This is a genomic window from Actinocorallia aurantiaca (assembly GCF_039533685.1).
In the GTDB taxonomy this organism is placed as follows: Bacteria; Actinomycetota; Actinomycetes; order Streptosporangiales; family Streptosporangiaceae; genus Actinocorallia; species Actinocorallia aurantiaca.
The window spans coordinates 60,897-84,927 of sequence record NZ_BAAATZ010000009.1 but is presented as its reverse complement, the minus strand read 5'-3'; the positions used below and the strand labels follow the sequence as shown (position 1 = coordinate 84,927).

Below are 24,031 nucleotides of genomic sequence, written 5' to 3'. Positions count from 1 at the left end.
GGCTACCCTGTCAGGCGTGAGCATCGCCCCTGACACCAAAGACTGGACCTGGGTCCTGGACAGGGAGTGCCCCGAGTGCGGATTCGAGGCGTCGGCCGTCCCCCTGGAGAGGGTGGGCGGGCTGCTGCTGGAGAACTCCGCGAAGTGGCACTCCCTGTTGCGGTCCCCCGGTGACCACGCCGCCCGCCCCCGCCCCGAGAAGTGGTCGCCGCTGGAGTACGCGGCGCACGTGCGGGACTGCTGCCGGATCTACCTCTACCGGCTCCGGCTGATGCTGGAGCAGGACGATCCGCTCTTCCCCAACTGGGACCAGGACGCCACGGCCCTGGAGGAGCGTTACGACGAGCAGGACCCCTCCGACGTCGCGGACGAGCTCCTGGCCTTCGCCCAGGAGCTGGCCGCCGAGTTCGCCCACGTCGAGGGCGGGCAGTGGCTGCGGACGGGGCGGCGGAGCGACGGCGCGTCCTTCACCGTCGAGACCTTCGCCCGCTACTTCCTGCACGACCCCCTCCACCACTGGTGGGACGTGCAGGTCGAGCTCTCCGAGGACGCGCGGGCGGACGGGGACCCGGCTCAGTCCTGAGCCTCGGGCCCCGTCTTGGGCCCGCCGCCCGCCTCGGCGATGATGATGACCAGGTCGTCCTCGCCCAGGGTGAGCGGGGCCGTCTTGCCGGGGTTCAGCACCACGCCGTAGTGGGGCGAGCGGTGGAAGCCGGCCCGGAACCGGTAGCCGATGACCGTCTCGCCCCGGGCTCGCCCGGCCTCCAGCAGCGTGGCGAAGTTCGCGGTCCGCCCCGGGACCAGGTAGTCGCCCGCGGGCTTGAGGTAGATCTCCGAGCCGCGGTGGTCCAGCAGGTCGTGGAAGACGTCGTAGATGTGGCGGTTCTCGCTGAGCTGGGTGAGCAGCAGGCTGATCAGCCGCTCGCTGACCACGAAGTCGTCGGCCCGGGTGACCTGGGCGATCTCCCGGTTGGCGTCGTCGTGGATCTCGCTGACGATGGAGTACTCGACCCCCTGCCGCTCCTCCATGTCCCGCAGGTGCAGCAGGGTGACCAGGGTGCGGGCGTCCGCGCGGTCGGGGTCGGCGTCCGCGTCGGCCAGCACGATGACCTTCTGGTAGGAGGCGGTGTCGAGCTCCTCCAGCCGCTCCCGGTCGGTGGGGTCGCAGCGGGTGTACCCGACGGTGAGGTTCTCCAGCTCCGGCAGGCCGCCGCGCGGGTCGGCGCAGCGGGCGGCGAGGTCCACGACGGAGCCGGGCCGCACGAACTCGTCGAGCATGGCGACGATCTGGGCGCCCCTGCCGTTCCAGCCGAGGATCAGGGTGCGCTCCGGGAGCGGCTCGGGGTGCGGCGGGGGCGGGTCGGCGATCGCGTCCCGGTGGATCGGCGGGCGGTTCCTGGCCAGCCTGATGAGGACGTCGTCCTCGGCCACCACGACGAGCTCCTCCTCGCCGGTCAGCGGGACGTCCATCGGCGGGTTGAGCGCCACGGTCCCGTCGGGGTGCCGCAGGCCGACCGGGATGCCCAGCTCGTAGGCGCACAGCGCCTCGCCGAACGTCTTCCCGGCCAGCTCCGGCTCGGGCCTCAGGTAGAACTCGTGGCCCTTGAAGTCCAGCAGGTCGGTGTAGACCGTGGACAGGCCGGACTGCCGGTGGGCCTGCACGACCAGGCGGATGGCGATGTCGTCGGCGTCGATCACCCGGGCGGACGGCCCGGCGGCCAGGCGGGCGGCGGGCAGGTTCGAGGGGTCCTGGACCGCCGCGACGATGTGGGGGCGGGGTCCGGGGCGGTCCCAGGTCCGGTTGCCGAGCGAGAGCAGCACCTTGATCACGTAGATGTCGGGCTCCTCCTCCGGAGGCGACAGCACCATGACCGAGCGCGCGGTGTCGAGGCTGGCCAGGTCCAGGTCGACGATCTTGAGCGGGTTGCCGTGCCGGCACACCACCCGGGTGCGGCCGAGGTCGCCGACCCGGGCCCGGATCGCGTCCTCCATCTCCACCTTGTCCAGGTCGGCGAGGATCACCACGCAGGAGCGGCTGCGGCTCTGGTTGGCCTCGGCCAGTTCGGCCAGCACCGTGAACACCTGGTCCGACCAGCCGAGGACCACGGTGTGGTCCCGCTCGATGACCTTGGAGCGGCCCTTGCGCAGCTCCTCGATCTTGTTCTCCAGGCCGGTGGTCAGCACGCCGATCAGGGCGCTGACGATGAAGATCCCGCCGACCGTGGAGGTCAGCATCAGCCCCAGGAAGGGCGCGGTGCCCGAATCGTCGCCCATCGTGCCGGGGTCGAGGGTGCGCAGCAGGCTGCGCCACACCAGCCCCGGCCAGTGGCCGTTCTCGTCCGCGTCCCCGGGCGCCAGCAGCACGGCCATGGTCGCCACGAACAGCACCAGGACCGCCGAGGCCAGTCCCAGCCAGCCGATCAGTGCGGGCGTCCCCCGCGCCATCGTGTTGTCGAACCAGTACTGCCAGCGCTCCCGCAGCGTGGGACGGCTCATTCAGCTCCGCCCGAAGACGGCGGGGGGCGGGACGGGCGCGGCGATCGGCTCGCCGTCGCGGATCGGCCGGTGGCCGGCGCTGAACCGCGCCAGCTCCTCGGTGTCCAGGCAGCGGGCGGGGAGGGGCCTGCCCGCGCTGACGCGGGTGAGTTCGGAGACCGGCAGCGGTGCGCGGGATCCGGCCAGGATCAGGTTGCCGAAGCGGCGGCCGCGCAGGACGCCGGGGTCGCCCAGCAGCAGGGTGTGCGGGAAGGCCTCGGCGACGGTGGCGGCGAGCCTGCGGGCGAAGCCCAAGCCGTTGCCGTCCGCTACGTTGGCGAGGTAGACGCCGTCGTCGCGCAGCACCCGCGCGGCCTGGGCGGTGAACTCCGCGGAGGCGAGCGCCACCGGCATCTCGGCGCCGGAGAATGCGTCCAGGACGAGCAGGTCGTCGGAGGCGTCCGGCATTCCCGGCACGCCCTTCCCGCCGTCGGCGACGCGGATCTTCAGATTCTGGAACTGTTTGAGGGGGAGGTGCTCGCGCACGAGCTCGACCAGCCGCCCGTCGAGCTCGTAGACGACCTGGCGGGAGCCGGGCCGGGTCGCGGCGACGTACCGGGCCAGCGTGCAGCCGGCTCCCCCGATGTGGACGGCGTCGAGGGGCCCGTCCTTCAGCCGGTCCACGACGTCGCCGAGCAGCCGCATGTACTCGAAGGCCAGGTGGGTGGGGTCGTCCAGGTCGACGTAGGACTGCGGAACCCCCTGGACGTTGATCACCCAGCCGTTGTCCCGGTCGGGGTCGCGAAGCAGTTCCGCTTCTCCCTGTCCGATGGGATAACGACCGGGAGACGGCTTTTCCCCGCGTTTCATGGGACCCAGGGTAGCCAGTGATCGTTATCCGGACATCCAGACATAACCCGCGAAACGTCCGGTGACCCCGTCCCGCCGGTAGGAGTACAGCTCAGGGGTCTCGATCGTGCAGCGGCCGTCGTGCAGCGCCTTCACGCCCAGGTCGTCGAGCTGCGCCGAGATCGCCGCCCGCAGGTCCAGCGCGGGCGTGCCCCAGCTCGTGGTGGAGCGCATCGCCTCGGGCGCGGCGTCCCGCATGGCCTCGGGCACCTCGTAGCAGCGGCCGCAGGCGGCCGGGCCGACCACGGCCACCGGGTCGCGGCCGCCCATGGCCCGCAGCTCGGCGACCAGGGCGGGCACCACGCCCAGCAGGGTGCCCACCCGCCCGGAGTGCGCGGCGCCGACCAGTCCCGCGCCGGGATCGGCGACGAGCACCGCGGGACAGTCGGCGCCCAGGGCGGCCAGGGCCAGGTTCGGCCGGTCGGTGACCACCGCGTCCGTGTCCGGAACGTCCTCTCCGCCGGAGGGCGCCCGGCCGACCCGGGCGACGTTCGCGCTGTGGATCTGGCGCATGTAGACCGCGCCCTCGACCCCCAGCTCCGCCTCGGTCCTGGCCCGGTTGCGCAGCACCGTCTCGGGCTCGTCCCCGACGTTGAGCCCGAGGTTGCGGCTGTCATAGGGGCCGGTGCCGAACCCGCCGATGCGGTCGGTGAAGGCCACCCGCACGCCGTCCGCCAGAATCATGGCCCCCATATTGCCGCATGGGTGTTCTCAGGCGGCCGCGCGCCGCCCCTGGAAGGGCAGGAAGCCGTCGGCGCGGTGGTCGCGGGAGCGGATCTCGGTGGGTTCGACCGCCTGGAGGCGGTCGAGGCGGAAGGCGCGGACGCCGCGGCGCAGGCGGCACCAGCCGACGAGGTACCAGTGGTCGCCGTGGACGATGGTGGTGACCGGCTCCACCTCCCGGCGGGAGAGGTGGCCGCGCTCGTCGGCGTACAGGACGCGGACGACCCGGCTCTCGGTGATCGCCTGGGCGAGCAGGCGGGCGCGGCGGGCGGTCTCGGGGTCGAGGGGATCGAGCAGGGTGGCCACGGAGCGGGCCTGCCGGCCGTCCGGCGAGACGAGCTGGGCCAGGGCCCGGCGGGCGGTGACGGCCTGCGGGCCGGCGCCCAGATGGGCCAGGGAGAGCGCGAGTGCGGCGAGTTCCGCGGCGGACAGGGTCGTGGTCTCCATACCCGGGAGAGTCAGCGTGTCCATGCTTTGATTTTAGCACAGATGTTCGATTATTGCAGGCGTGGAACGGCCTCTAGCAGGGCTTTCGTGTATTCGTGGGACGGCTGTTCGATCACCTGCCCCACCGTCCCGCACTCCACGATCCGCCCCTCGCGCATCACCGCGATCCGGTCGCAGACGTACCGGACGACCGCGAGGTCGTGCGAGATGAAGAGCACCGACAGGCCCAGCTCCGCGCGCAGCTCCCGGATCAGGTTGAGGATCGCGCCCTGCACCGACACGTCCAGCGCCGAGGTGACCTCGTCGGCGACGAGCAGCCGGGGACCCGCCCCCAGCGCGCGGGCGATCGCCACCCGCTGGCGCTGCCCGCCCGACAGCTGCCTCGGATACCGTCCGGCCGTCTCCCGCCCGAGCCGGACCAGCTCCAGCAGCCGCGCCGCCTCCTCCCGGCGGCCCGCCCGGCCCAGGCCGCGGGGCAGCCCCTCGGCCACCGACCGCCCGACCGTCATCCTCGGGTCGAGCGAGGCGTAGGGGTCCTGGAAGACGAGCTGGGCCTCGCGCGGGCCCAGCCCGGAGACGGTCCCGGTGCGGGGCGCCAGGCCGGTCAGGGCGCGGGCCACGCTCGACTTGCCCGAGCCGGACTCCCCCACCAGGCCGAGGATCTCCCCCTCGCCGATCTCGAAGGAGACGTCCTGGACGGCGGGGAAGCGCCCGTAGCGCACGTGCAGTCCCCGGACCTCCAGCAGCCGCTTCGTCATGCGTCCTCCGGGTTCCAGCAGGCGAGCCCGTCCTCCGGTTCCGGACGGTCGGTGCGGCAGCGCTCCAGCACCCTGCCGCAGCGGGGCGCGAAAGCGCAGCCGCCGGGGACCTCGTCCGGGGTGGGCTGGAGTCCCGGGATCGTGGCCAGCGGCAGGGAGCGGTCGGTGGACAGGTCGGGAGACGAGGCGACCAGCGCCCGCGTGTAGGGGTGCCTGGCGTGGCGCAGCCTCTCGGACGGCAGTTCCTCCACGATCCGCCCCGCGTACATCACCAGGACCCGCCGGCAGTACCGGGAGACCACCGCCAGGTCGTGGGAGATCAGCAGCCCGGCCGCCCCCGTCGTCTCGTTCACCTCCGCGAGCAGTTCCAGGACGCGTTTCTGCACGGTGACGTCCAGCGCGGTCGTCGGCTCGTCCGCGACGACCAGTTCGGGCTCGCCCATCAGCCCCATCGCGATGACGGCCCGCTGCCGCATCCCGCCGCTGAACTCGTGCGGGTGGCGGCGGGCGTCGCCCGCGGGGTCGGGCAGCCGCACCCTGCCGAGCCGGTCCACCGCCCGCCGCCACGCCTGCCCGCGGGAGGCCCCCAGGTGCGCGGTCGCCACCTCGGCGAGCTGGGAGCCGACGCGCAGGGCCGGGTTCAGCGCGGCCATCGGGTCCTGGAAGACCATGGCCAGCCGGGTGCCCAGCTCGCGCCGGGACAGCTCCTCCAGCGGCCTGCCGCCCAGCAGGACCCGGCCGGACACCTCGCCCGGACGGGGCACCAGGCCGCCGATGGCCAGCGCGGTGAGGCTCTTGCCGCTGCCGGACTCCCCCACGATCCCGACGGTCTCGCCGGGCGCGACCGAGAAGGAGATCCCGCGCACGGGCGTCGCCCCGCCGAACGAGACGCTCAGGTCCCGCACCTCCAGCACCGCCTCCGGCGTCCCGGGGAGAGGCCCGCACTCGGGGGGGAGTTCGGTGCGGGACTCACCTCGGGACGCCGAAGGCGCGGAAGTCGCTGAAGGCTCGCGGGCGGCGGCGCGGGCCAGCGACTCGCCGAGCAGGGTGAAGCCGATCCCGGCGACGGCGACGGCCAGCGCGGGCCCGGCGACCGCCTCGGGATCCACGTAGACGCGGGGCAGGGTGTCGTGCAGCAGCCTCCCCCAGTCGTAGTCCGGCGGCTGGACGCCCAGGCCCAGCAGGGACAGCGTGGCCAGGCCCAGCAGGGCGTAGCCGAGGTTCGCGGTGACCGTGAGGATCAGGGGTTCGGCGATGTTGGGCAGGATGTGCCGGACCAGGACGGCGGCGCGGGATGCTCCCAGCACCCGGGCCGCCGCCACGTAGTCGCTGGAGGCGACGGTGCCGGCGAGCGTCCGGGTGAGCCGGGCCAGGCCGGGTGCCGCGGCGACGCCGATGCCGACCACCGCGCCGCGTGCGCCCGTCCCCGCGATGAGCGCGGCGAACATGGCGAGCAGCAGCACGGGGAAGGCGACCAGCGAGTCGATGAGCCCGGAGGCGAACCGGGCGGTCCTGGGTCCCAGCACCGAGGGCAGCGCGCCGAGCGGGATCCCCAGCGCGGTGGTGATGAGGGTGGCCAGCACCGCCAGCCACACGCTCTGCCGGGTCGCGGCCAGGGTGCGGGCGAGCAGGTCCCGGCCGCCGTCATCGGTGCCCAGGAGGTGTTCGGGGCTGTGCCCCTCCAGGATGTGCAGCGGGTCGAACCTGGCGGCCTCCTCGCCCCACAGCCAGGGCCCGATCACCGCGAAGACCAGGGTGACCAGCACCAGGAGCAGGCCCGCCAGGGCGGAAGGCGATCTCATCCGGTTCATCTCGCCCCTATCCCGACTTCCGGGCCCGCGAGCGCGGGTCGAGCAGGCCCAGTGCCACGTCCACCAGGAACACGACGGTCAGCGAGACCGCCCCGTAGACCAGGATCGCGGCCTGCGCCAGGGCGTAGTCCTTGTCCGCGATCGCGTCGACCGTCGTGCCGCCGAGGCCGGGCCACTGGAAGACGTACTCGACGACCACCGAGCCGCCCAGCAGCGACGTCAGCAGCAGACCTCCCATCGTGAGGGCGGAGGTGAGCGTGTTGGGCAGCAGGTGCACCAGGTACAGCCGCACGGCGGGGATCCGCTTGGCCCGGGCCAGCCGCACGTAGTCCGACGAGAGCTCCCGCAGCGTCTCGACCCGCACCAGCCGGGCCAGCAGCGCCGTCGGTCCGGCCGCCAGCGCCAGCACCGGCATGACGAACGAGGCGGCGCCGTCCTTGCCGGCCACAGGCAGCCAGCGCAGCGTCACCCCGAACAGCGCGATCATCGCGACGGCCAGCAGGAACTCCGGGATCACCGACAACCCGCCCGTCACCGAGGTGAAGGCCAGCTCGGTCCGCCCGCCCCGGCCGCCGTGGGTGCGGGCCGCCATCGCCATGCCGAGCGGCACCGCCACCAGCAGGGCCAAGGCCATGGTGACGACGACGAGCTGGACGGTGGCGGGGAGGCGGTCGCCGATGACCTGCCCGGCGGGCTGCCGGGTCAGGAAGGACTCCCCGAAGTCCCCGGTGGCGGCCTTCTCCAGGTAGGTCCTCAGCTGCTCGGGCCAGGGCCGGTCCAGGCCCAGCTCGGCGCGGCGCTGCTCGACCGCCTCGCGCGGCGCGGTCGGGCCGAGTGCGGCGCGCACCGGATCGCCCGGGATGAGGTGGAGCATGGCGAAGGACGCCAGCACCACCAGCACCAGGGACAGGGCGAACCGGATCGCGCGCCGCAGCAGGAACATCGGTCAGTTCTTCAGCATCCGGACCGAGGTCGGCCGCACGACGCCGCCGATGACCTCCAGCATCGCGTTCTTGGACGCGACGAGCTGGGTGGGCCGCAGGACGGGCACGACGTCCACGTTCTCGACCAGGGCGGCCTCGGCGTTCGTCCACTGCTCGCAGCCGGACGCGCCGACCTTCTTCGCGGCCTCGGCGGTGAGCTGCTCGTACCCCGGGTTGCGGATGTGGGCGAAGTTCGAGCCCTGCTCGTCCGGGCCGGGCCCGGAGAGGTAGCCGACGAGCTGCGTCGGCAGGCTCAGGCCCAGCGGCACCCAGGCCATGTCCCAGTCGCCGTCCTTGAACAGCGAGTCGGCGTACTTGGCGTCCGCCGAGCCGACCAGTTCGGTCTCGACGCCCAGCGCCTTCCACTTCTGCGCGATGTACTCCATGCCCGCCTGGACGCCCGGCCCCGCCGAGGTCTGGTAGGCAACCCGGAGCTTCAGCTTCTCGCCGCCCTTGGTGCGGACGCCGTCCGTTCCGGCCTTCCATCCGGTCTCGTCGAGCAGCGTCGCCGCGGTTCCCGGGTCGGCCGGGGGCGTGTTGCCGGTGACGCTGTCGCCCCGGCACGGGTCGGGGGCGAGCGAGATGAGGCGGGTGGCGGGCACCGGGTCGCCGCCCGACGCGATGGCGCGCAGCTCGTTCAGGTCGAGTGCCCGAACGAGCGCGCCGCGCACCTTGTTCTCGGCTGCGGCGCGGCCGTCTCCCTGGTGGAAGAAGAACTCGCCGATGCCGTCGGGCGCCGATCCCTTGCGGACGCCGGGGATCGCCTCGACCCGCTTGCGGTCGGCACCGGTGAACTGGGCCCCGTTCAGTTCACCGGTGGTCATCATGTTGGCGGCCGTGGACTCGTCCTTGACCACCTTGAGCTGGACGGCCGCGGGCATGCCCGCCTCGTGCTTCGCGCCGCCGGGTCCCCACGCGTAGTCCGCACGCGCCTTGAAGGCGTAGTGGTCGTTCGCCACCGAGGTGAACAGCGGATACATCCCCGTCCCGGACGTCTTGTCCTTGAGGATCGAGCGGTCCTTCAGCCCCTCGCCGCAGACGACGTAGACCGCGGTCATCGACTCCAGCAGGAACGGGTTGGGGTCCTTGGTCGCGAGAGTGACGGTGCCGGCCGCCTCGTCGGCGGTGGCGGTCATCCCGGCGGGGATGAGCACGCCGAGCAGTGCCGCCTTGTTCTTCGGGTCCGACAGGTAGTTCATCGAGTCCGCGACGGTCTGGGGCGTCACGGGCGACTTGTCCGCACAGGTCACGCCCTTGCGGAGGGTGAAGGTCACCTTGTCGGCCTGCGCCTCCCACTTCTCGGCGAGACCGGAGACGATCTTTCCGTCGGCATCGGAGTACACCAGGGTGTCGTAGGCGAAGGCGAGCACGGTGTTGGTCGCGCCGAGCACGGCGTTGGCCGGGTCGAGCTCGCCGGGGTCGGCGGGGATCGCGTAGACGAACGTGCCGTTCTCCGCGAACTCGGACTTGTCGTCCTGCTCGTCGGAGGAGCCGCAGGCGGTCGCGGTGAGCGCGAGCGCCAGGGCCACTGCCAGAGTCTTCTTCATGGGGGGAACTCCCGGGGGCCGGAGAAGATCCTTTACATTCGCGAACGGCGACCCTCCGGGTCATCGTCCGATCCTCCAAGCCGAGCAGGCTCGTTTGTCGAGTCTTACGACTTCGAGCCGTACATCTTCAGCTGGAGCATCATCGCCAGCCGGGCGTCGTGGTCGCCCAGGTCCAGCCCGGCGATCTCGCACAGCCTCCGCAGCCGGTACCGGAAGGTGTTGGGGTGCACCTGGACGGCCGCCGCCGCCTCGTTGATGTTGCCGAAGGCCTCCAGGTAGGCGGCGAGGGTGGGCATCAGGTCGGAGCCGTGCTCGCGGTCGTGCCGAGCGAGCCGCTCGTAGGGCCCGGACGGCGGCTGGTCCTGCCGGGCCGCCAGGTCGCCGAGCTGCAGCAGCAGCGACTCGAAGTGCACGTCGCGGAAGTCCACGGCGGTCCCGGAGGTGCCCCTGGCCTGGAGCACCCGCAGCGCGCGGTCGGCGTCGGCGCGGGAGAGGGCGATCTCGGTGATCGACCCGGCCAGCCTGCCGATGCCGATGTTGGCGGAGTGCCGACCGCCGACGCGGGCGAGGAAGTCCTCGGCCACCTGCCGGGCCCGGGAGCGGCTGCCGGTCAGCGGCAGCACCGCGTAGGCGACGCCGCCGACCAGGGCCGCCGCCGCGCGGGGGTGGATCGCCCCGACGTGCAGGGCGAGCGCGTCGCAGAACCGCTGCCGCTCGCTCTCGGCGCGGGCGTTCTGCCCCTCGGCGGGGCCGCTGAGCTGGGCGGCCAGCACGCACACCCGGTTGGTGGCCAGGTCGAGCCGGGCCGCGGCCTCGGCCGCCTGCTCGCCTCCGGCCAGGACGGTGGCGAGCAGGTCGGTGCGCAGCCTCCGCTGGGCGTCGGCTCCGGCCCGCTGGCGCAGCAGGTGCAGGGCGACGATCTTCGCGGCGTCGGAGAAGGCGGCCTTGCGCTGTTCGCTGAGGGGTTCGCGGACCGCCGCCCACAGCGAACCGAGGATCTCGTCCCCGGCCCGGACCGCGATCGCCACCCGGGGCAGCATGCCGTCCACGTCCAGGTGGAGGGGCTCCCTGCTCTGGTAGAGCCGCCGGAAGAACCCCATCTCCTCGTACAGCCTGACGAACCGCTCGGGGACCTGGCGGCCGAGGATGGTCTCGACCCGGAACTCGTCGGCCTCCTCCTGGCGCACCGAGTAGGCCAGCACCCGGGACGAGCGGTCCTCGATGGTGACGGGGGCGTCGAGCAGGGCGCAGACCGCGTTGGCAACGGCGAACAGGTCGGCCTCGCTCTCGGTGTCGCCGACCTCGCCCTCCGACAGCAGGGAGCGCAGCAGCGCGGCGAGCTGCGCCCAGGACGCGGCGCGGGTGAGGCCCAGCAGCGCCACCCCGGTCTCGCGGACCCGTTCGCGCAGCGCGGGGCCGGGAACGCCCAGCGACTTGACCACCAGCCCGGCGGCGCCCCGCTCGCCGAGCTCGCCGAGCAGTTCGGCGATGCGCCTCTCGCCCTCGACGCCGACGCCCAGCAGCAGCCCTCCGGGCGCGACCAGGAGCTCGTCGAGGGGGTCGTAGATGTGCACCCCGGTGACCTCGGTGTGCCCCTCGTCGGGGAGGGCCGCGGCTCCCAGGACGGTGGAGCCCAGGTCCTCCAGAACGCGCTTCAGCCCGGTCGCCATGAGGCCACCGTACGGCTCCGGCCCCTTCTCGTACTACGCGGGTATATGGGTCGGTATGTATTCCTTTCGCAGGGTGAACTCCCGCAGCCTCTCCTCATGCGGGACCACCCCCAGACCCGGCCCTTCGGGCACCCTGAGGTGCCCGTCCTCCAGGACGAACGGCTCGGTGACGTCCTCGCGGTAGTAGCGGCCCGACGCCGAGGTGTCGCCCGGCAGGGTGAAGTTCGGCAGCGCCGCCAGCGCCACGTTCGCCGCCCGGCCGACGCCCGTCTCCAGCATCCCGCCGCACCACACCGGGACGCCGTGCGCCGCGCACACGTCGTGGACGCGGCGGGCCTCCAGAAAGCCGCCGACCCGCCCCGGCTTGACGTTCACGATGGACGCCGCGCCCCGGGTGATGGCGTCGACCGCGATCCGCGCGGAGGTGATGGACTCGTCCAGGCAGACCGGGGTGCGGATGCGGCGGGCCAGCTCGGCGTGCCCCGCCAGGTCGTCCTCGGGCAGCGGCTGCTCGATCAGCAGCAGCTCGAACGGGTCCAGCCGGGCCAGGCGGGGCGCGTCCCGCAGGGTGTAGGCGGTGTTGGCGTCGGCCTGCAGCAGGATGTCGGGGAAGCGCTCGCGGACGGCGCGCACGGGCTCGGTGTCCCAGCCCGGCTCGATCTTCAGCTTGATCCGCAGGTAGCCCTCGTCGAGATAGCCCCCGACGGCGTCCAGCAGCTCGGGGACCGAGTCCATGATGCCGACCGAGACCCCGGCGGGGACGGCGGGGCGCACCGCGCCGAGGAACTCGCCGAACGACATCCCCCTGGCCCGCAGCCAGGCGTCCAGGATCGCCGCCTCCAGCGCCGCCTTGGCCATCGGATGCCCGTGCACCGGCCGGAACGCCTGCTCGGTCCGCCAGGGGTCGGGGTGGGCCAGCGGCAGCAGGAACTCCCTGATCACCTGAGCGGCGCCGTCCACGTACTCCGAGGAGTAGACGGGCTCGCGCATCGCCACGCACTCGCCCCAGCCCTCGCCCTCGGTGGTGAGCACCCGGACGAGCAGGATCTCCCGGTCGGTCTCGGTGCCGAAGGAGGTGCGGAACGGGGAGACCAGCGGCAGGCCCACCCACCGCAGCTCCACGCCTTCGATCTTCAAGAGGTGCCTCCTTCGGGCTCTTCGAGCACGTAGTAGCCGTCCGTGGTGATCCCGGTGACGCGCATCCCCGCCTCCATCGCCGGCGCGAGCGCCTCTCGGACGGCGAAGCGCAGCCGGGCGGTCGTCTCCGGGTGCTTGGCCCTGAGCCCTTCCACGTCCTCCGGGACGGACACCAGCAGCCTGCCGGCCGGCGGAAAGCCGGCGGGGCGGTCCTCCCCCGGCGCCAGCAGGACGACCGCGCCCTCCTCGATCAGCGCCCCCGAGGTTCCGGGCGAGGGCGACACGGGCGCATGGAGGTCCCAGACGACGTACAGCCGGTCCGAAGGGGCGGCGTCGTTCAGCTCGTCCTTCATCATTCCGTAGAAGTCGGGCAGGTACCGGGTGGGCATCGCGCCGAGCACATGCATGTTGAAGTGCGCGTTCCGGCGGATGAGCGGATCGAACGTCCACACCACCGTGTCGATGCCCCGCGCCAGCGACCAGTCCCGCTGGTGGATCTTCAGCAGCCGGCCCACCCCGGCCCCGCGCGCCTCGGGAACCACCCCGGTGATGTGCGAGTGCAGCTCGCCCCCGGCCGTGAGGAACCCCGCTGAGGCGCCCACCATCTCCTCGCCCCGGTAGGCCGCGGCCACGTAGTTGCCCGAATGCGCCAGGGCCCGGAGCAGGCCCGCCTCCATCAGCGGCTCGCCCCAGATCCGCTGGAACAGCGCCGCGACCCGGTGATGCTCCGATGCTCCGGGCGAATCGCCCAATTCCACGATCCTGATCCGGCCCTCACCGCTGTGCTCTCTCACACCGACCAGCGTGCCCACGCAGCCCCCTGACACTCATCGTCGGAGTTCCCCAACCGCGCCGGTGGATTCGTGCGATCGGCCAGTGAACGGCTCAACGCAGCCTGGTCAGCAGCGCCGCCAGCAGAGCCGCGCGCTCCGGCATTCCGCGCAGGTCCACCCACTCGTCCTCGCTGTGCGCGCCGCCGCCGACCGCGCCCAGGCCGTCCAGGGTGGGGACGCCCAGCGCCGCGATGAGGTTGCCGTCCGAGCCGCCGCCGACCGCGGCCTCGCGCAGCGGCGGCAGCCCCAGCTCGACCGAGAGGGTGACGGCCCGCTGGAACAGGCCGAACGAGGCCGAACGCCGGAGCGGTCCACGCCGGGCCCCCTCCCGGACCGCCAGCCGGACGCCGGGCAGGACCGGGCGGCGGTTGCGCATCCAGCGGTCGACGCGGTCGAGCTCGGCCCGGTCGAAGGCCCGGACGTCCACCGCGAGCCGCGCCGAGTCCGGGACGGTGTTGACGGTCGTTCCCGCCGCGGCCACCGAGGGCGTCACCGTGGTGCCGCGCTCCGGGGCGGCCAGCGCGGAGACCGCCAGGATCTGGTGCGCCAGCTCGACGGCGGCGTTGACGCCCTTCTGCGGGTCGAGGCCGGTGTGCGCGGCCCGGCCGGTGATCTCCAGCTCGTAGCGGGCCAGGCCCTTGCGGGAGGTCTTGAGCGCGCCGTCCGCGCTCGGCTCGGCGACCAGGACGGCGGTCGCGGACCCCGCGGTCTCCTCGATCAGCCCGCGGGAGGTGGCCGAGCCGGTCTCCTCGTCGGAGGTGACCAGCAGGCCGACCCCCTCCAGGCCCCCGGTCCGCGCGACCAGGGACAGCGCGTGGAAGGCCTGCACCAGCCCTGCTTTCATGTCGAAGCAGCCGGGGCCGGTCGCCCGGTGCCCGTCGACCGTGAACGGCCTGCGGGCCAGCGTCCCGACCGGCCAGACCGTGTCGTAGTGGCCCAGCACCAGGACCTTCGGGCGCTCCGGACCCCAGCGCAGGTGCTCGCCGTGCGCCACGGGAGACGAGCCCAGCAGCCGCTCGCCCAGCGCGGCGACCTCGGCACGGCAGCGGGCCAGCGCCTCGGGCTCCCCGCTGGGCGATTCCGCGGACACCAGGGTTCCCAGGTCGGCCGTCATCACGGCCTGGTCGAAGCGATCAGGAGACACGCGGATTGGTCCTCGCACTGAAGTGGACGTGCGGTGCGCCGTCCGGCAACTCATAGAACACGAACGGGACCTTCGAGGGGTTGTCACCGGAGACGCCGAGGAACGTCGTCTCGTCCACCGGAAGCAGGTCCAGCTCCAGCGGCGGGCCGAGTTCCGCCAGGCCGGGCGTGGTCGTCTCGACCCGTGCGTGCAGCCCACCGTCCTTCTCGGTGATGGTCGTCCGCACGTGCCTGCGCTCGTACAGCCCCGTGTAGCGCGCGGTGTCGACTGCCATCGGCTCGGGCGGCAGCTCCGGGACGGGACGCACCGTGAGACCCGCGAGCTCGGCGAACAGCTCACGCGAGAGGTCGGTACGCAACGCGCCGTCGTAGCCGCCGTTGCTCAGCAGCGCCACCACGAGCCCGCGCTCGGGCACCACCCACAGGGCGGCGTGCTGCCCGATGGTGCTGCCCGAGTGCCACAGCACCTGGACGCCGTCCCAGGTGTCGAGGATCCAGCCCAGGCCCCACGCCTCGCCGAGGCCGTGCTTGTTGGGCACCTCCACCTGCGGGGTGGCCATGGCCTCGCGGGAGGCGTCCTTCAGCAGCGAGGAGTCCAGGTGCGCCCGCCCGAAGCGCACGACGTCGGCGGCGGACGCGCAGATCAGGCCCGCGGGGCCGATCGGCCGCATCAGGCCCCAGACCGGCGTCGGCCTGATGTCCTTCCCCTCGCCCAGGTGCCCCACGGCGGCGCGGTGCAGGAGGGCCTCCTCCGGCAGCGTCACGGTGTGCGCGAGGCCGAGCGGCTCCACGAGCATCTCGCGGAGGGACACGTCCCACACCCGGCCGGTCAGCCGTTCGATGATCCGTCCGAGCACCGGATATCCGGCGTTCACGTACGACTGCGTCGCGCCGGGCGGATGGAGCTGGACGAGGTCCGCGCAGGCCGCGACGTACTTCTCCAGGCAGTCGTCGCCGCGCCCGGTGTCGAGGAAGAGGTCGCCGTCGATGCCCGACGTGTGGGTGAGCAGGTGCCGCACCGTCACCGACCGCGTCACCTCGGGATCGGCGACCGCGAACTCCGGCAGCAGTTCGCGCACCGGGGTGTCCAGGCCGAGCACGCCCCGCTCCGCGAGCAGCATGATCTGGGTCGCCGTCCACACCTTGGTGACCGAGCCGATCTGGAACAGGGAGTCCGGCGTGGCCTCCACTCCCGTCGCCAGGTTCAGCACGCCCGCGGCGTGCTCGGTGAGAGCGCCGTCGTGCCAGACGGCCAGCGACGCGCCCGGCACCCCGTACGTCTCGATGAGCTCCCCGAGTCGTGCACCCCAGTTCACCAGAACTCCTCTCCGACGGCTTAGGCACCCTAGCCGGATGCGCCGAGTTCCCTCATCGGGAAAGTTCACAATCCTTTCTAATGGTTTTGTCAGGTTTGTCTGCTAGCTGATCAGCCTCATCTCACTTACGGTGAACGATCATGCATGAACTGGTGCTGCGCGGCGGCGAGGTCCACGACGGTCTGGGGTCCCCGGCGGTCACCGCCGACGTCGCGGTGGACGGAGGCAGGATCACCGCCGTCGGGCCCGGGCTCGGCCCGGCGCGGCGCGTCGTCGACGTGGGCGGGCTGGCCGTCGCGCCCGGTTTCGTCGACCCGCACTGCCACTCCGACCTGGTGCCGGCGCTGCCCGAGGCGCAGCCGTTCAAGCTGCTCCAGGGCGTGACCACCGAGGTCAACGGCAACTGCGGCTTCTCCTACGGGCCGGTCACCTCCGAGCACACCGAGATCATGTCGGCCTACGCGGGAGCACCCGTCCCCGCCGGGTCCTTCGCCGAGCACCTGGCCGACATGGAGAAGGCCGGGCCCACCAACCACATGGCCACCCTCGTCGGCCACTCCACCCTCCGCCTGGCCGTGGCCGGATGGGACGCCGAACTCCCGCCCGGCGGCCTGGACGAGATGTGCAGGCTGGCCGCCGAGTCGTTCGAGGCCGGGGCCTGCGGACTGTCCAGCGGGCTGGTCTACCCGCCCGGATCCTTCGCCGGCACCGACGAACTCGTCGCCCTGGCCAAGGTCGCCCACCGTTACGGGCGCCCGTACACCACGCACATGCGCGACGAAGGCGCCGGCCTCGCGCAGGCTCTGGACGAGGCCGTCGAGATCGCGCGCCGCGCCCGGGTCCGGCTCCAGGTCTCCCACTGCAAGACCGCCGGGACGCGCAACCACGGACGGGCCTCCATGCTGCTGGACAAGCTGCACTCCGCCCGGCGGGAGGGAATCGACGTGCGCGGCGACCAGTACCCCTACCTCGCGGGCGCCACCACCCTCTCGGCGCTCCTGCCTCCGGCGGCGCTGGAGGGCGGCCCCGAGGCCCTGCGCGCCAGGCTGTCCGACCCCGCCGAGGTCACGGCCCTGCGCGCCGCCGCGGAGGACCCGCTCCCCCTCACCGGAACCGGCATGTGGCGCGACACCACCCCGGGAGGCGTCCTCGTCGTCACCCACGCCGACCCGTCCGCCGTCGGCCGCCGGCTCGACTCCTTCCCCGGCGACCCGTTCGAGGCGGCCTGCGCCCTGATCGCGGCCGACCCCGCCGCCTACATGGTCATCACGATGATGGACGAGCCCGACGTCCGCGCCATCATGGCCGACCCGTTGATCGGCATCGGCTCCGACAACGGCATGCCCGTGGGCCTTGAGCACCCCCGCACCTGGGGCTGCTTCCCCCACTTCCTGGGCGCCTACGTCCGGGAGGCGGGCATCGTCGGCCTCCCGGAGGCCGTCCGCAAGATGACCTCCGCGAACGCCGTGCCCTTCTCTCTCCACGGACGCGGCGTCCTCACCCCCGGCGCGTACGCCGACATCACCTGCTTCGACCCCGCAGAGGTCGGGCACCCCGGCTCCTACACCGCTCCCGACCTCCGGCCCACCGGAATCCCCTACGTGCTGCTCGAAGGCCGTGTGGTCGTCGACGGGGGCGAGTTCACCGGCGAACGCCGCGGCAGGATGCTGCGGTCCTGACCGTTCGGGGCACTTCTGTCCTACCCCGCCATTAGGCTCTGACCCCGTGGCAAGACCGTTGAATGAGATCGTCGAAGCGGGATGGGCGCGGGCGCTGGAGCCCGTCGCCGGGGACATCGCCGCCATGGGGGACTTCCTGAGGTCCGAACTCGCGGCGGGGCGCCGCTACCTGCCGACCGGCCAGAACGTCCTGAGGGCGTTCCAGCAGCCGTTCGACCAGGTGCGGGTCCTCATCGTCGGGCAGGACCCGTACCCGACGCCGGGGCACGCCGTCGGGCTCAGCTTCTCGGTCGCCCCCGACGTGTGGCCGCTGCCGCCCAGCCTGATCAACATCTACACCGAGTACATGCAGGACCTCGGCCTGCCCGGCCCCGCCAACGGCGACCTGACCCGCTGGAGCGAGAACGGCGTCCTGCTGCTCAACAGGTCCCTGACCGTCGCGCCGCGCAAGCCCGCCTCCCACCGGGGCAAGGGCTGGGAGAAGGTCACCGAGCAGGCGATCCGGGCGCTGGCCGCCCGCGGGACGCCGCTGACGGCGATCCTGTGGGGCCGGGACGCCCAGACCCTGCAGCCGATGCTCGGCGGCTACCCGTGCATCACCTCCGCCCATCCCAGCCCCATGTCCGCCGACCGCGGCTTCTTCGGCTCCCGGCCCTTCAGCCGGGCCAACGCCCACCTGGAGCAGCAGGGCGCGCCCCCGGTGGACTGGAAGCTGCCCTGAGCCGGGCCCTCCGCCCTACACCCGGACCGGGCTCTCCTCGGCCTCGACCATCTTCAGCAGCTCGGTGAGGGACTCGCGCAGGTAGTCGACGAGGTTCCAGGTGTCGGGGACCAGGTCGGGGCAGGCGATGACGCCGACGTCCAGGTTGCCGTCGTAGGAGAAGACGGTGATGTTGACGCCGCCGGTGGCGTCGCTGATGACCGAGGCCGGGTAGTAGGCCAGCACCCGCGCGCCCCGCGCGTACAGCGGCTGCTGCGGGCCCGGCACGTTGGAGACCAGCAGGTTCACCGGGTTGAGGGCGGGCGCGACCTGCATGGCCAGCCTGGTCGCCAGCCCCGACAGGGCGGACGGCATCAGCGCGCTGACCTCCTCGAACCAGCTGCCGTGCGAGACCGCGAACCGGCGCTTGACGTTCACCATCGCGGCGCGCACCGCCAGGAAGCGCTCGGCCGGGTCGGCGATGTGCACGGGCAGCGGCGCGAACATCGCCGACAGCGCGTTCCCGTCGCCGCACTCGGCGCGGCGCCGCATCGAGACCGGGACGCAGGCGACGAGCGGCCGGTCGGGCAGCGCGTCGTGGTCGATCAGCCACTGCCGCAGCGCCCCGGTGCACATCGCCATCACCACGTCGTTGACGCTGACGCCCAGGCCGCGGCGGACCTTCTTGACGTCCTCCAGCGGCAGGGAGCCGAACGCGAAGGCCCGGTGCTGGGAGATGGGCGCGTTGAACGGGGTGCGCGGCGGCGGGCTCTGCTCCCCCGTGGGGGCCGGCTGCCGCTGCCCCAGCACCGACCGCACCGCCCTGGACATCTCGCGGACGCCCGGCATCCCGCCGACGACGGGAAGCTGGTCGAGGTGGCCCGCCGTCCGGACGAGGGCCTCGGCGGAGCGGACGGGGTGGAGGGCGAAGCGGGTGACGCTCCGGGTGAGCATGGGCAGCAGCTCGGGCCGCAGCTCCCGGTCGGCGGTCGGCGCGGGCGGGGTGGCGGCCTCGGGCTGCAGGTCGAGCAGGGCGGCGAGCAGTTCCGCGGCGAGCACCCCGTCGACGCACGCGTGGTGGACCTTGGCGTAGATGGCCGCGCGTCCCCCGGCCAGCCCCTGGATGAGGAAGAGCTCCCACAGGGGGCGCCGCCTGTCCAGCGGGCGCTCGTGGATGCGGGCCACCTCGGCGCCGAGCTGCAGGTCGTCCCCCGGAGAGGGCAGCGCCACCTCGTGGACGTGCCGGCCCGGGTCGAAGTTCGGATCCTCCTCCCAGTAGGGGCGGTCCAGCCGGAAGGGCACGGCGGCGAGCCTGCGCCGCAGCGGTTTGGCGAGGTGGGCGCGTTCCCGGATGAGTTCCACCATGTCGCCGCGGGTGAGCCTGCCGCCGTCGCACAGGGTGGTGTCGAGAATGGCGAGTCCCCCGATGTGCGAGAGCGTCCGCCTCGACTCGATGTCGAGGAAATTGGTGTCCACCGCGGTCAGTTGGCCCATCGCTTCTTGTCCCCGTTCGCGTTCGTCGCCCTGCGTCCCACCCCTAGAGCTATGCCGTGAAGTGACGGCCGTCAACAGAGGTCAAGGATTAATAACAATGACTTAACCCAGGTTTCCTAGGGAGCATGCACTCAAACGCGAAACCGCGTCCCCTTCCGGACTGGGGACGCGGTTCCGGTGAGCTCTGGTGCGCGTGGGGCGGCGTCAGCCCAGGCAGGCGTCGAAGCCCCGCCTGAACAGTTCCAGCGAACGCCTCACCGCCTCCTTGACGGCGGCCCGGTCGTCCGCGTCGCGGACGGTGAGCTTGATGAGCTCGAGCGCCTCGCGGGGGTGCGCGTCGTCGTACTCGGCGTGTTCGGCGAGCCACATCAGCGCGTACTTGTCCTCGCCGAAGCGCTCCCGGAAGGCGGGCATGACGAGCTGGGTCCAGTCGCCGGTCGTGCCCTCGATGGCGTAGTTGACGGCGCCGAACGCCTCGGCCACCGAGCCCCGGTAGGAGACCGACCACAGGAACTCGTACAGGGAGGCGACCTCGGGAGACGGCCTGTGGTCGAGGATCTCGTCCTCGGTGAGGCCGAGGCCGACCCCCCAGTCGATGAACCACTGGGCGTGCAGCGCCTCGGTGCGGATGTTGCCGATGAGCCAGTCCCGGGCCAGCAGGTCGCCCGGGGCCTTGCCGTAGGTGGTGCGCCCCAGGTACACGCCCATGTACTTGGGGAACGCCTCGACGACGCAGAAGAACTCGAGGACGATCCGGCGCCAGACCTCGTCGTCGACGCCCCCGTCGACGGTGCGGGCGAAGACGGGGCTGTCGGTCACCGCGTCCCACTGCGGCTTCAGCTCCCCGAGCATGTCCTCGACCCACGCGGGATGCGGGGTCTCGGAGAGCTCGCGCTTGACGGTGCGGTGGTGCTGGGTCCTGGACGGTGGCCTGGAACGTTCCGCCATGGTGGTCACTCCGCGACAACTCCCTCGTGAGAATCCGTGAGAAGTGATGTTAACTATCGTGTCCATAATCCGTTGTGTAAATGCTCGTCTTCCCTTGCCCACATTACGGACGATACATAATCTACAAATAGGACATATGTCCATATGGCGAAGGACTTCGGCGGCACGGACAATCGGTGTCTTCGACTCCAGGCCTCAGCGGCCGAAAACTGGGAGGAATCCTCTTGCCCCGGCGCGAACACGCGGTGGTCGTCGGAGGGAGCCTCGCCGGACTGCTCTCCGCGCGGGTGCTCCTCGACCACTTCGAACAGGTGACCCTGCTGGAGCGCGACACCTTCCCCGACGAGCCGGTGTCCCGCCCCGGCGTCGCGCAGGGCAGGCACCTGCACGTGCTGTGGGACCACGGGCGCGGCCTGATCAACGGGCTGCTCCCCGGCGTCGAGGCGGCGATGCTCGCCCAGGGCGCGCCCGACCTGCGGCTGCCCGCCGACTTCCTGTGGCTCACCTCCGGCGGATGGCGCCGGCGCTTCGACACCGCCCGCATGCTCACCTTCAGCCGCGGCCTCCTGGACTGGGCCGTCCGCAAGGAGCTGTTCGCGCGGCCCCGGCTCGCCGTCCGCACCGGCGTCGAGGTCACCGGGCTCACCGGGAGCTCCGGAGACGAGACCGTCACCGGGGTGCGGTACCGGGAACGCGGCGACGCCTCGCGGACCGAGGAGCGCATGCCGGCCGACCTCGTGGTGGACGCCACCGGCCGCGGCTCGCACGCGCCCGAGTGGCTGGCGGAGCTCGGACGCCCGCTGCCCCGCGAGACGAAGATCGACCCGCTGCTGGGGTACGCCAGCCGCTACTACGCCATCCCGTCCGGCTTCGACCCCGGATGGAAGGCGCTGTACATCCAGGCGGGCCCGCCGCGGGCCAGGCGGACCGGCGGGCTGTTCCCCCAGGAGGGCGGCCGGTGGATCTGCAGCCTGAGCGGGGCGGGCGGCGACTACCCCCCGACCGACGAGGAGGGCTACCTGGAGTACGCGCGGGGACTGCGCGACCCCGTCCTGTACGAGGCCATCAAGGACGCCGAGCCGCTGACGCCCGTCGTGTCCTTCCGCCGCACCGCAGGCCACCGCCGGCACTACGAGCGGATCCGCTCCTGGCCCGAGGGCTTCGCCGCGATCGGCGACTCCGTCTGCGCCTTCAACCCGATCTACGGGCAGGGAATCACCGTCGCCGCTGCCAGCGCCCTCGAACTCGGCCGCATGCTGCGGGAGGACCGCACCACCCGCTGGTTCCAGAAGCGGGTGAAGCGGGCCGGCGCGGGCGCCTGGCTGATCTCCACCGGGGAGGACCGCCGCTACGCCGAGACGCAGGGCCCGCCCGTCCCCCCGCACACCCGCGTCATCAACGCCTACGTCGACCTCGCCGTGCGAGCCGCCAACGTCGACCCCGAGAGCTGCGCCGACATGCTGGACGTCCTGGGGCTGGCCAAACCGCCCACCTCGCTGTTCCGCCCCGCCTCGCTCGCCCGCGTCATCGCCGCCCGGACGAAGCCGCCCGTCGACCGCCCTTGGAGCACCGAACACGCTTCAAGGTGAGATCCCCCAAAAAGTCTGCGACTCGCTTGTCGGGGCAGAGCATTTCGGGGGGCACGAGATCTTAGGTTAGGTTCTCAGGCATGAGTGAGTTCGTGTATCCCCCGGTGATCGCCGCGGCCAAGACCATGTTCCGGGTGCTCGGGCTGAAGATCAAAGTCGAGGGTCACGAGAACATTCCCGCCACGGGCGGGGCCGTGCTCGCCTGCAACCACATCGGGTACCTCGACTTCATCTTCACCGGCCTGGGCGCCCACCCGGCCAAGCGGCTGGTCCGCTTCATGGCGAAGAAAGAGGTCTTCGACCACAAGATCTCCGGCCCCCTGATGCGCGGCATGCACCACATCCCCGTCGACCGGGACAACGGCGCGTCCTCCTACATCGCCGCGCTGAAGGCCCTCAAGGCGGGCGAGGCCGTCGGCGTCTTCCCCGAGGCCACCATCAGCCGGTCCTTCACCGTGAAGGAGATCAAGAGCGGCGCCGTGCGGATGGCCGTCGCCGCGAAGGTCCCGCTGATCCCGATGGCCGTCTGGGGCACCCAGCGCCTGTGGACCAAGGGCCGCAAGCGCAAGCTCTGGCAGCGCGGCACCCAGATCCTCATCCTGGCCGGCGAGCCGATGTTCCCGACCCGCGCCGACGACTACGAGCAGGTCGCCAAGGAGCTGCGCGACCGCATCCAGGAGCTCGTCGACCGCGCCCAGCGCGAGTACCCCGTCGACGGCGCCGGCCAGTGGTGGCAGCCCGCCCACCTCGGCGGCACCGCCCCCACCCCCGAGGAGGCGGCCGCCCTGGACGAGGCGGAGCTGGCCGAACGCGCCGCCCGGAGAGCGCGGCGCGAGGGGGAGCGTGAGGCCGGGAAGCCGGAAGAGTAGGCCATTTCATAGGAATTGGCTCTGTTTGCCCAGGTCAGCCGGGGTCACACTGGAAGCATGACCGACCTGCGTCCGGAGACCCGCGCCGTCCACATCCCCATCATCGAGCCCGACGGAAGCCGCCCCCTGGGCATGCCCATCTACCAGGGGCACCTGTTCTCCTTCGACAGCGCCCAGGGCATGGCCGAGGCCTTCGACGGGCCTGGACAGGCACCGTTCTACAGCCGCCTCGGCAACCCCACCGTGCAGTCGTTCGAGACCGCCCTCGCCGACCTGGAGGGAGGCGTCGGCGCCCTCGCCACCGCCTCCGGCATGGGCGCCATCAACGCCGTCCTGCACGGGCTGCTCAAGTCCGGCGACCACGTCATCGCCCAGAGCTGCCTGTACGGCGGCACCTACGGCTCCTTCCAGACCCTCGCCTCCAAGTGGGGCGTCGAGGTGACCTACATCTCGGGCCAGGACCCCGCCGAGGTCACCGCCGCCCTCCGCCCGAACACCCGCCTCCTCTACCTGGAGACGATCGCCAACCCGACCACCCGGGTCGCCCACCTCCCCGAGCTGATCGCCGCCGCGGGCCCGGACGTCAAGAAGGTCGTCGACAACACCTTCGCCACCCCGCTCCTCTGCCGCCCCCTGGAGTACGGCGCCGACGTCGTCGTGCACTCCGCCACCAAGTACATCTGCGGCCACGGCGACGCCGTGGCGGGCGTCGCGGTCTTCGCGTCCGAGGAGGACCACCGCGCCGTCTGGTCCGAGGCGGTAGAACTCGGCATGACCCTCGACCCGTTCGCCGCGTTCCTCCTGCTGCGCGGCCTCGCCACGCTGGGCCTGCGCGTCCCCCGGCACTGCGACAACGCCCTCCACCTGGCGAAGGAGTTGTCGTCCCACCCGAAGGTCGCGAGCGTCTCCTACCCGTCCCTGCCCGACCACCCCGACCACGAGGTAGCCCAGCGCATCCTCTCCGGAGGCGGCGGCGTGCTCTCCTTCGACCTGGTCGGCG

21 protein-coding genes are annotated in these 24,031 nt (G+C 72.4%); 6 read left to right on the top strand and 15 right to left on the bottom strand.

The annotated features are described in order from the left end of the window. Positions 1 to 16: 16 nt before the first annotated feature. The gene (locus tag ABD327_RS13155; RefSeq protein ID WP_344450617.1) at positions 17 to 583 is read left to right on the top strand and encodes a DinB family protein; all 567 of its coding nucleotides are present in this window, start codon (positions 17 to 19) and stop codon (positions 581 to 583) included. Here the strand turns inward: ABD327_RS13155 and ABD327_RS13150 are convergent. The 13 genes from ABD327_RS13150 to ABD327_RS13090 form a co-directional block, all read right to left on the bottom strand. Beyond that, complete coding sequence (locus ABD327_RS13150; protein WP_344450616.1) at positions 574 to 2,496, bottom strand: CASTOR/POLLUX-related putative ion channel; 1,923 nt, start codon at positions 2,494 to 2,496, stop codon at positions 574 to 576. The two genes, ABD327_RS13155 and ABD327_RS13150, sit on opposite strands and share 10 nt — an antisense overlap. Further along, positions 2,497 to 3,345 carry a spermidine synthase gene (locus tag ABD327_RS13145; RefSeq protein ID WP_344450615.1) on the bottom strand — a complete coding sequence of 283 codons (849 nt, stop codon included), beginning with the start codon at positions 3,343 to 3,345 and terminating at the stop codon, positions 2,497 to 2,499. A gap of 24 nt (positions 3,346 to 3,369) precedes the next feature. Beyond that, positions 3,370 to 4,068 carry a purine nucleoside phosphorylase YfiH/LACC1 family protein gene (locus ABD327_RS13140; RefSeq protein WP_344450614.1) on the bottom strand — a complete coding sequence of 233 codons (699 nt, stop codon included), beginning with the start codon at positions 4,066 to 4,068 and terminating at the stop codon, positions 3,370 to 3,372. 27 nt (positions 4,069 to 4,095) lie between these two features. Next, positions 4,096 to 4,578 carry a helix-turn-helix transcriptional regulator gene (locus ABD327_RS13135; protein WP_344450613.1) on the bottom strand — a complete coding sequence of 161 codons (483 nt, stop codon included), beginning with the start codon at positions 4,576 to 4,578 and terminating at the stop codon, positions 4,096 to 4,098. A 26-nt stretch (positions 4,579 to 4,604) separates the two neighbouring features. Beyond that, entirely contained in the window at positions 4,605 to 5,312 is a 708-nt protein-coding gene (locus ABD327_RS13130; protein ID WP_344450612.1) for an ABC transporter ATP-binding protein, read from the bottom strand. Further along, positions 5,309 to 7,114, bottom strand: coding sequence for a dipeptide/oligopeptide/nickel ABC transporter permease/ATP-binding protein (locus ABD327_RS13125; protein WP_344450611.1), 1,806 nt, complete (start codon positions 7,112 to 7,114; stop codon positions 5,309 to 5,311). Before ABD327_RS13125 ends, ABD327_RS13130 begins: the two co-directional genes overlap by 4 nt. Positions 7,115 to 7,130: 16 nt before the next feature. Then, positions 7,131 to 8,066 (bottom strand): ABC transporter permease, encoded by a 936-nt coding sequence (locus ABD327_RS13120; protein ID WP_344450610.1) that lies wholly within the window; start codon positions 8,064 to 8,066, stop codon positions 7,131 to 7,133. Positions 8,067 to 8,069: 3 nt separating this feature from the next. After that, positions 8,070 to 9,653 (bottom strand): ABC transporter substrate-binding protein, encoded by a 1,584-nt coding sequence (locus tag ABD327_RS13115; RefSeq protein WP_344450609.1) that lies wholly within the window; start codon positions 9,651 to 9,653, stop codon positions 8,070 to 8,072. A gap of 104 nt (positions 9,654 to 9,757) precedes the next feature. After that, a complete protein-coding gene (locus ABD327_RS13110; RefSeq protein ID WP_344450608.1) occupies positions 9,758 to 11,323 on the bottom strand; it encodes a PucR family transcriptional regulator in 1,566 nt (521 codons plus the stop codon). 33 nt (positions 11,324 to 11,356) lie between these two features. Then, positions 11,357 to 12,460, bottom strand: coding sequence for an o-succinylbenzoate synthase (gene menC, locus ABD327_RS13105; RefSeq protein ID WP_344450607.1), 1,104 nt, complete (start codon positions 12,458 to 12,460; stop codon positions 11,357 to 11,359). Next, entirely contained in the window at positions 12,457 to 13,254 is a 798-nt protein-coding gene (locus tag ABD327_RS13100; protein WP_344450606.1) for a GNAT family N-acetyltransferase, read from the bottom strand. The genes menC and ABD327_RS13100 overlap by 4 nt, the downstream gene beginning before the upstream one ends. 91 nt (positions 13,255 to 13,345) lie before the next feature. Then, positions 13,346 to 14,437 (bottom strand): M20 family metallopeptidase, encoded by a 1,092-nt coding sequence (locus ABD327_RS13095; RefSeq protein WP_344450605.1) that lies wholly within the window; start codon positions 14,435 to 14,437, stop codon positions 13,346 to 13,348. Beyond that, entirely contained in the window at positions 14,427 to 15,752 is a 1,326-nt protein-coding gene (locus ABD327_RS13090) for a serine hydrolase domain-containing protein (protein ID WP_344450604.1), read from the bottom strand. The genes ABD327_RS13095 and ABD327_RS13090 overlap by 11 nt, the downstream gene beginning before the upstream one ends. A gap of 140 nt (positions 15,753 to 15,892) precedes the next feature. On the opposite strand from ABD327_RS13090, the gene ABD327_RS13085 reads away from it, so the two are divergent. Beyond that, positions 15,893 to 17,431, top strand: coding sequence for an N-acyl-D-amino-acid deacylase family protein (locus ABD327_RS13085; protein WP_344450603.1), 1,539 nt, complete (start codon positions 15,893 to 15,895; stop codon positions 17,429 to 17,431). A 46-nt stretch (positions 17,432 to 17,477) separates the two neighbouring features. After that, positions 17,478 to 18,152, top strand: coding sequence for a uracil-DNA glycosylase (locus tag ABD327_RS13080; RefSeq protein WP_344450602.1), 675 nt, complete (start codon positions 17,478 to 17,480; stop codon positions 18,150 to 18,152). A 15-nt stretch (positions 18,153 to 18,167) separates the two neighbouring features. Here the strand turns inward: ABD327_RS13080 and ABD327_RS13075 are convergent, their stop codons facing one another. Beyond that, the gene (locus tag ABD327_RS13075; protein ID WP_344450601.1) at positions 18,168 to 19,625 is read right to left on the bottom strand and encodes a WS/DGAT/MGAT family O-acyltransferase; all 1,458 of its coding nucleotides are present in this window, start codon (positions 19,623 to 19,625) and stop codon (positions 18,168 to 18,170) included. Between the two features lie 204 nt (positions 19,626 to 19,829). Beyond that, positions 19,830 to 20,573 (bottom strand): iron-containing redox enzyme family protein, encoded by a 744-nt coding sequence (locus ABD327_RS13070; protein WP_344450600.1) that lies wholly within the window; start codon positions 20,571 to 20,573, stop codon positions 19,830 to 19,832. A gap of 224 nt (positions 20,574 to 20,797) precedes the next feature. On the opposite strand from ABD327_RS13070, the gene ABD327_RS13065 reads away from it, so the two are divergent. The 3 genes from ABD327_RS13065 to ABD327_RS13055 all read left to right on the top strand — a co-directional run. After that, positions 20,798 to 22,162, top strand: a complete 1,365-nt coding sequence (locus ABD327_RS13065) for an NAD(P)/FAD-dependent oxidoreductase (protein ID WP_344450599.1) — start codon at positions 20,798 to 20,800, stop codon at positions 22,160 to 22,162. An 80-nt stretch (positions 22,163 to 22,242) separates the two neighbouring features. Then, positions 22,243 to 23,031, top strand: a complete 789-nt coding sequence (locus ABD327_RS13060; protein ID WP_344450598.1) for a lysophospholipid acyltransferase family protein — start codon at positions 22,243 to 22,245, stop codon at positions 23,029 to 23,031. 57 nt (positions 23,032 to 23,088) lie between these two features. Beyond that, on the top strand, positions 23,089 to 24,031 hold a 943-nt coding region (locus ABD327_RS13055; RefSeq protein WP_344450597.1), incomplete at its 3' end, for a trans-sulfuration enzyme family protein.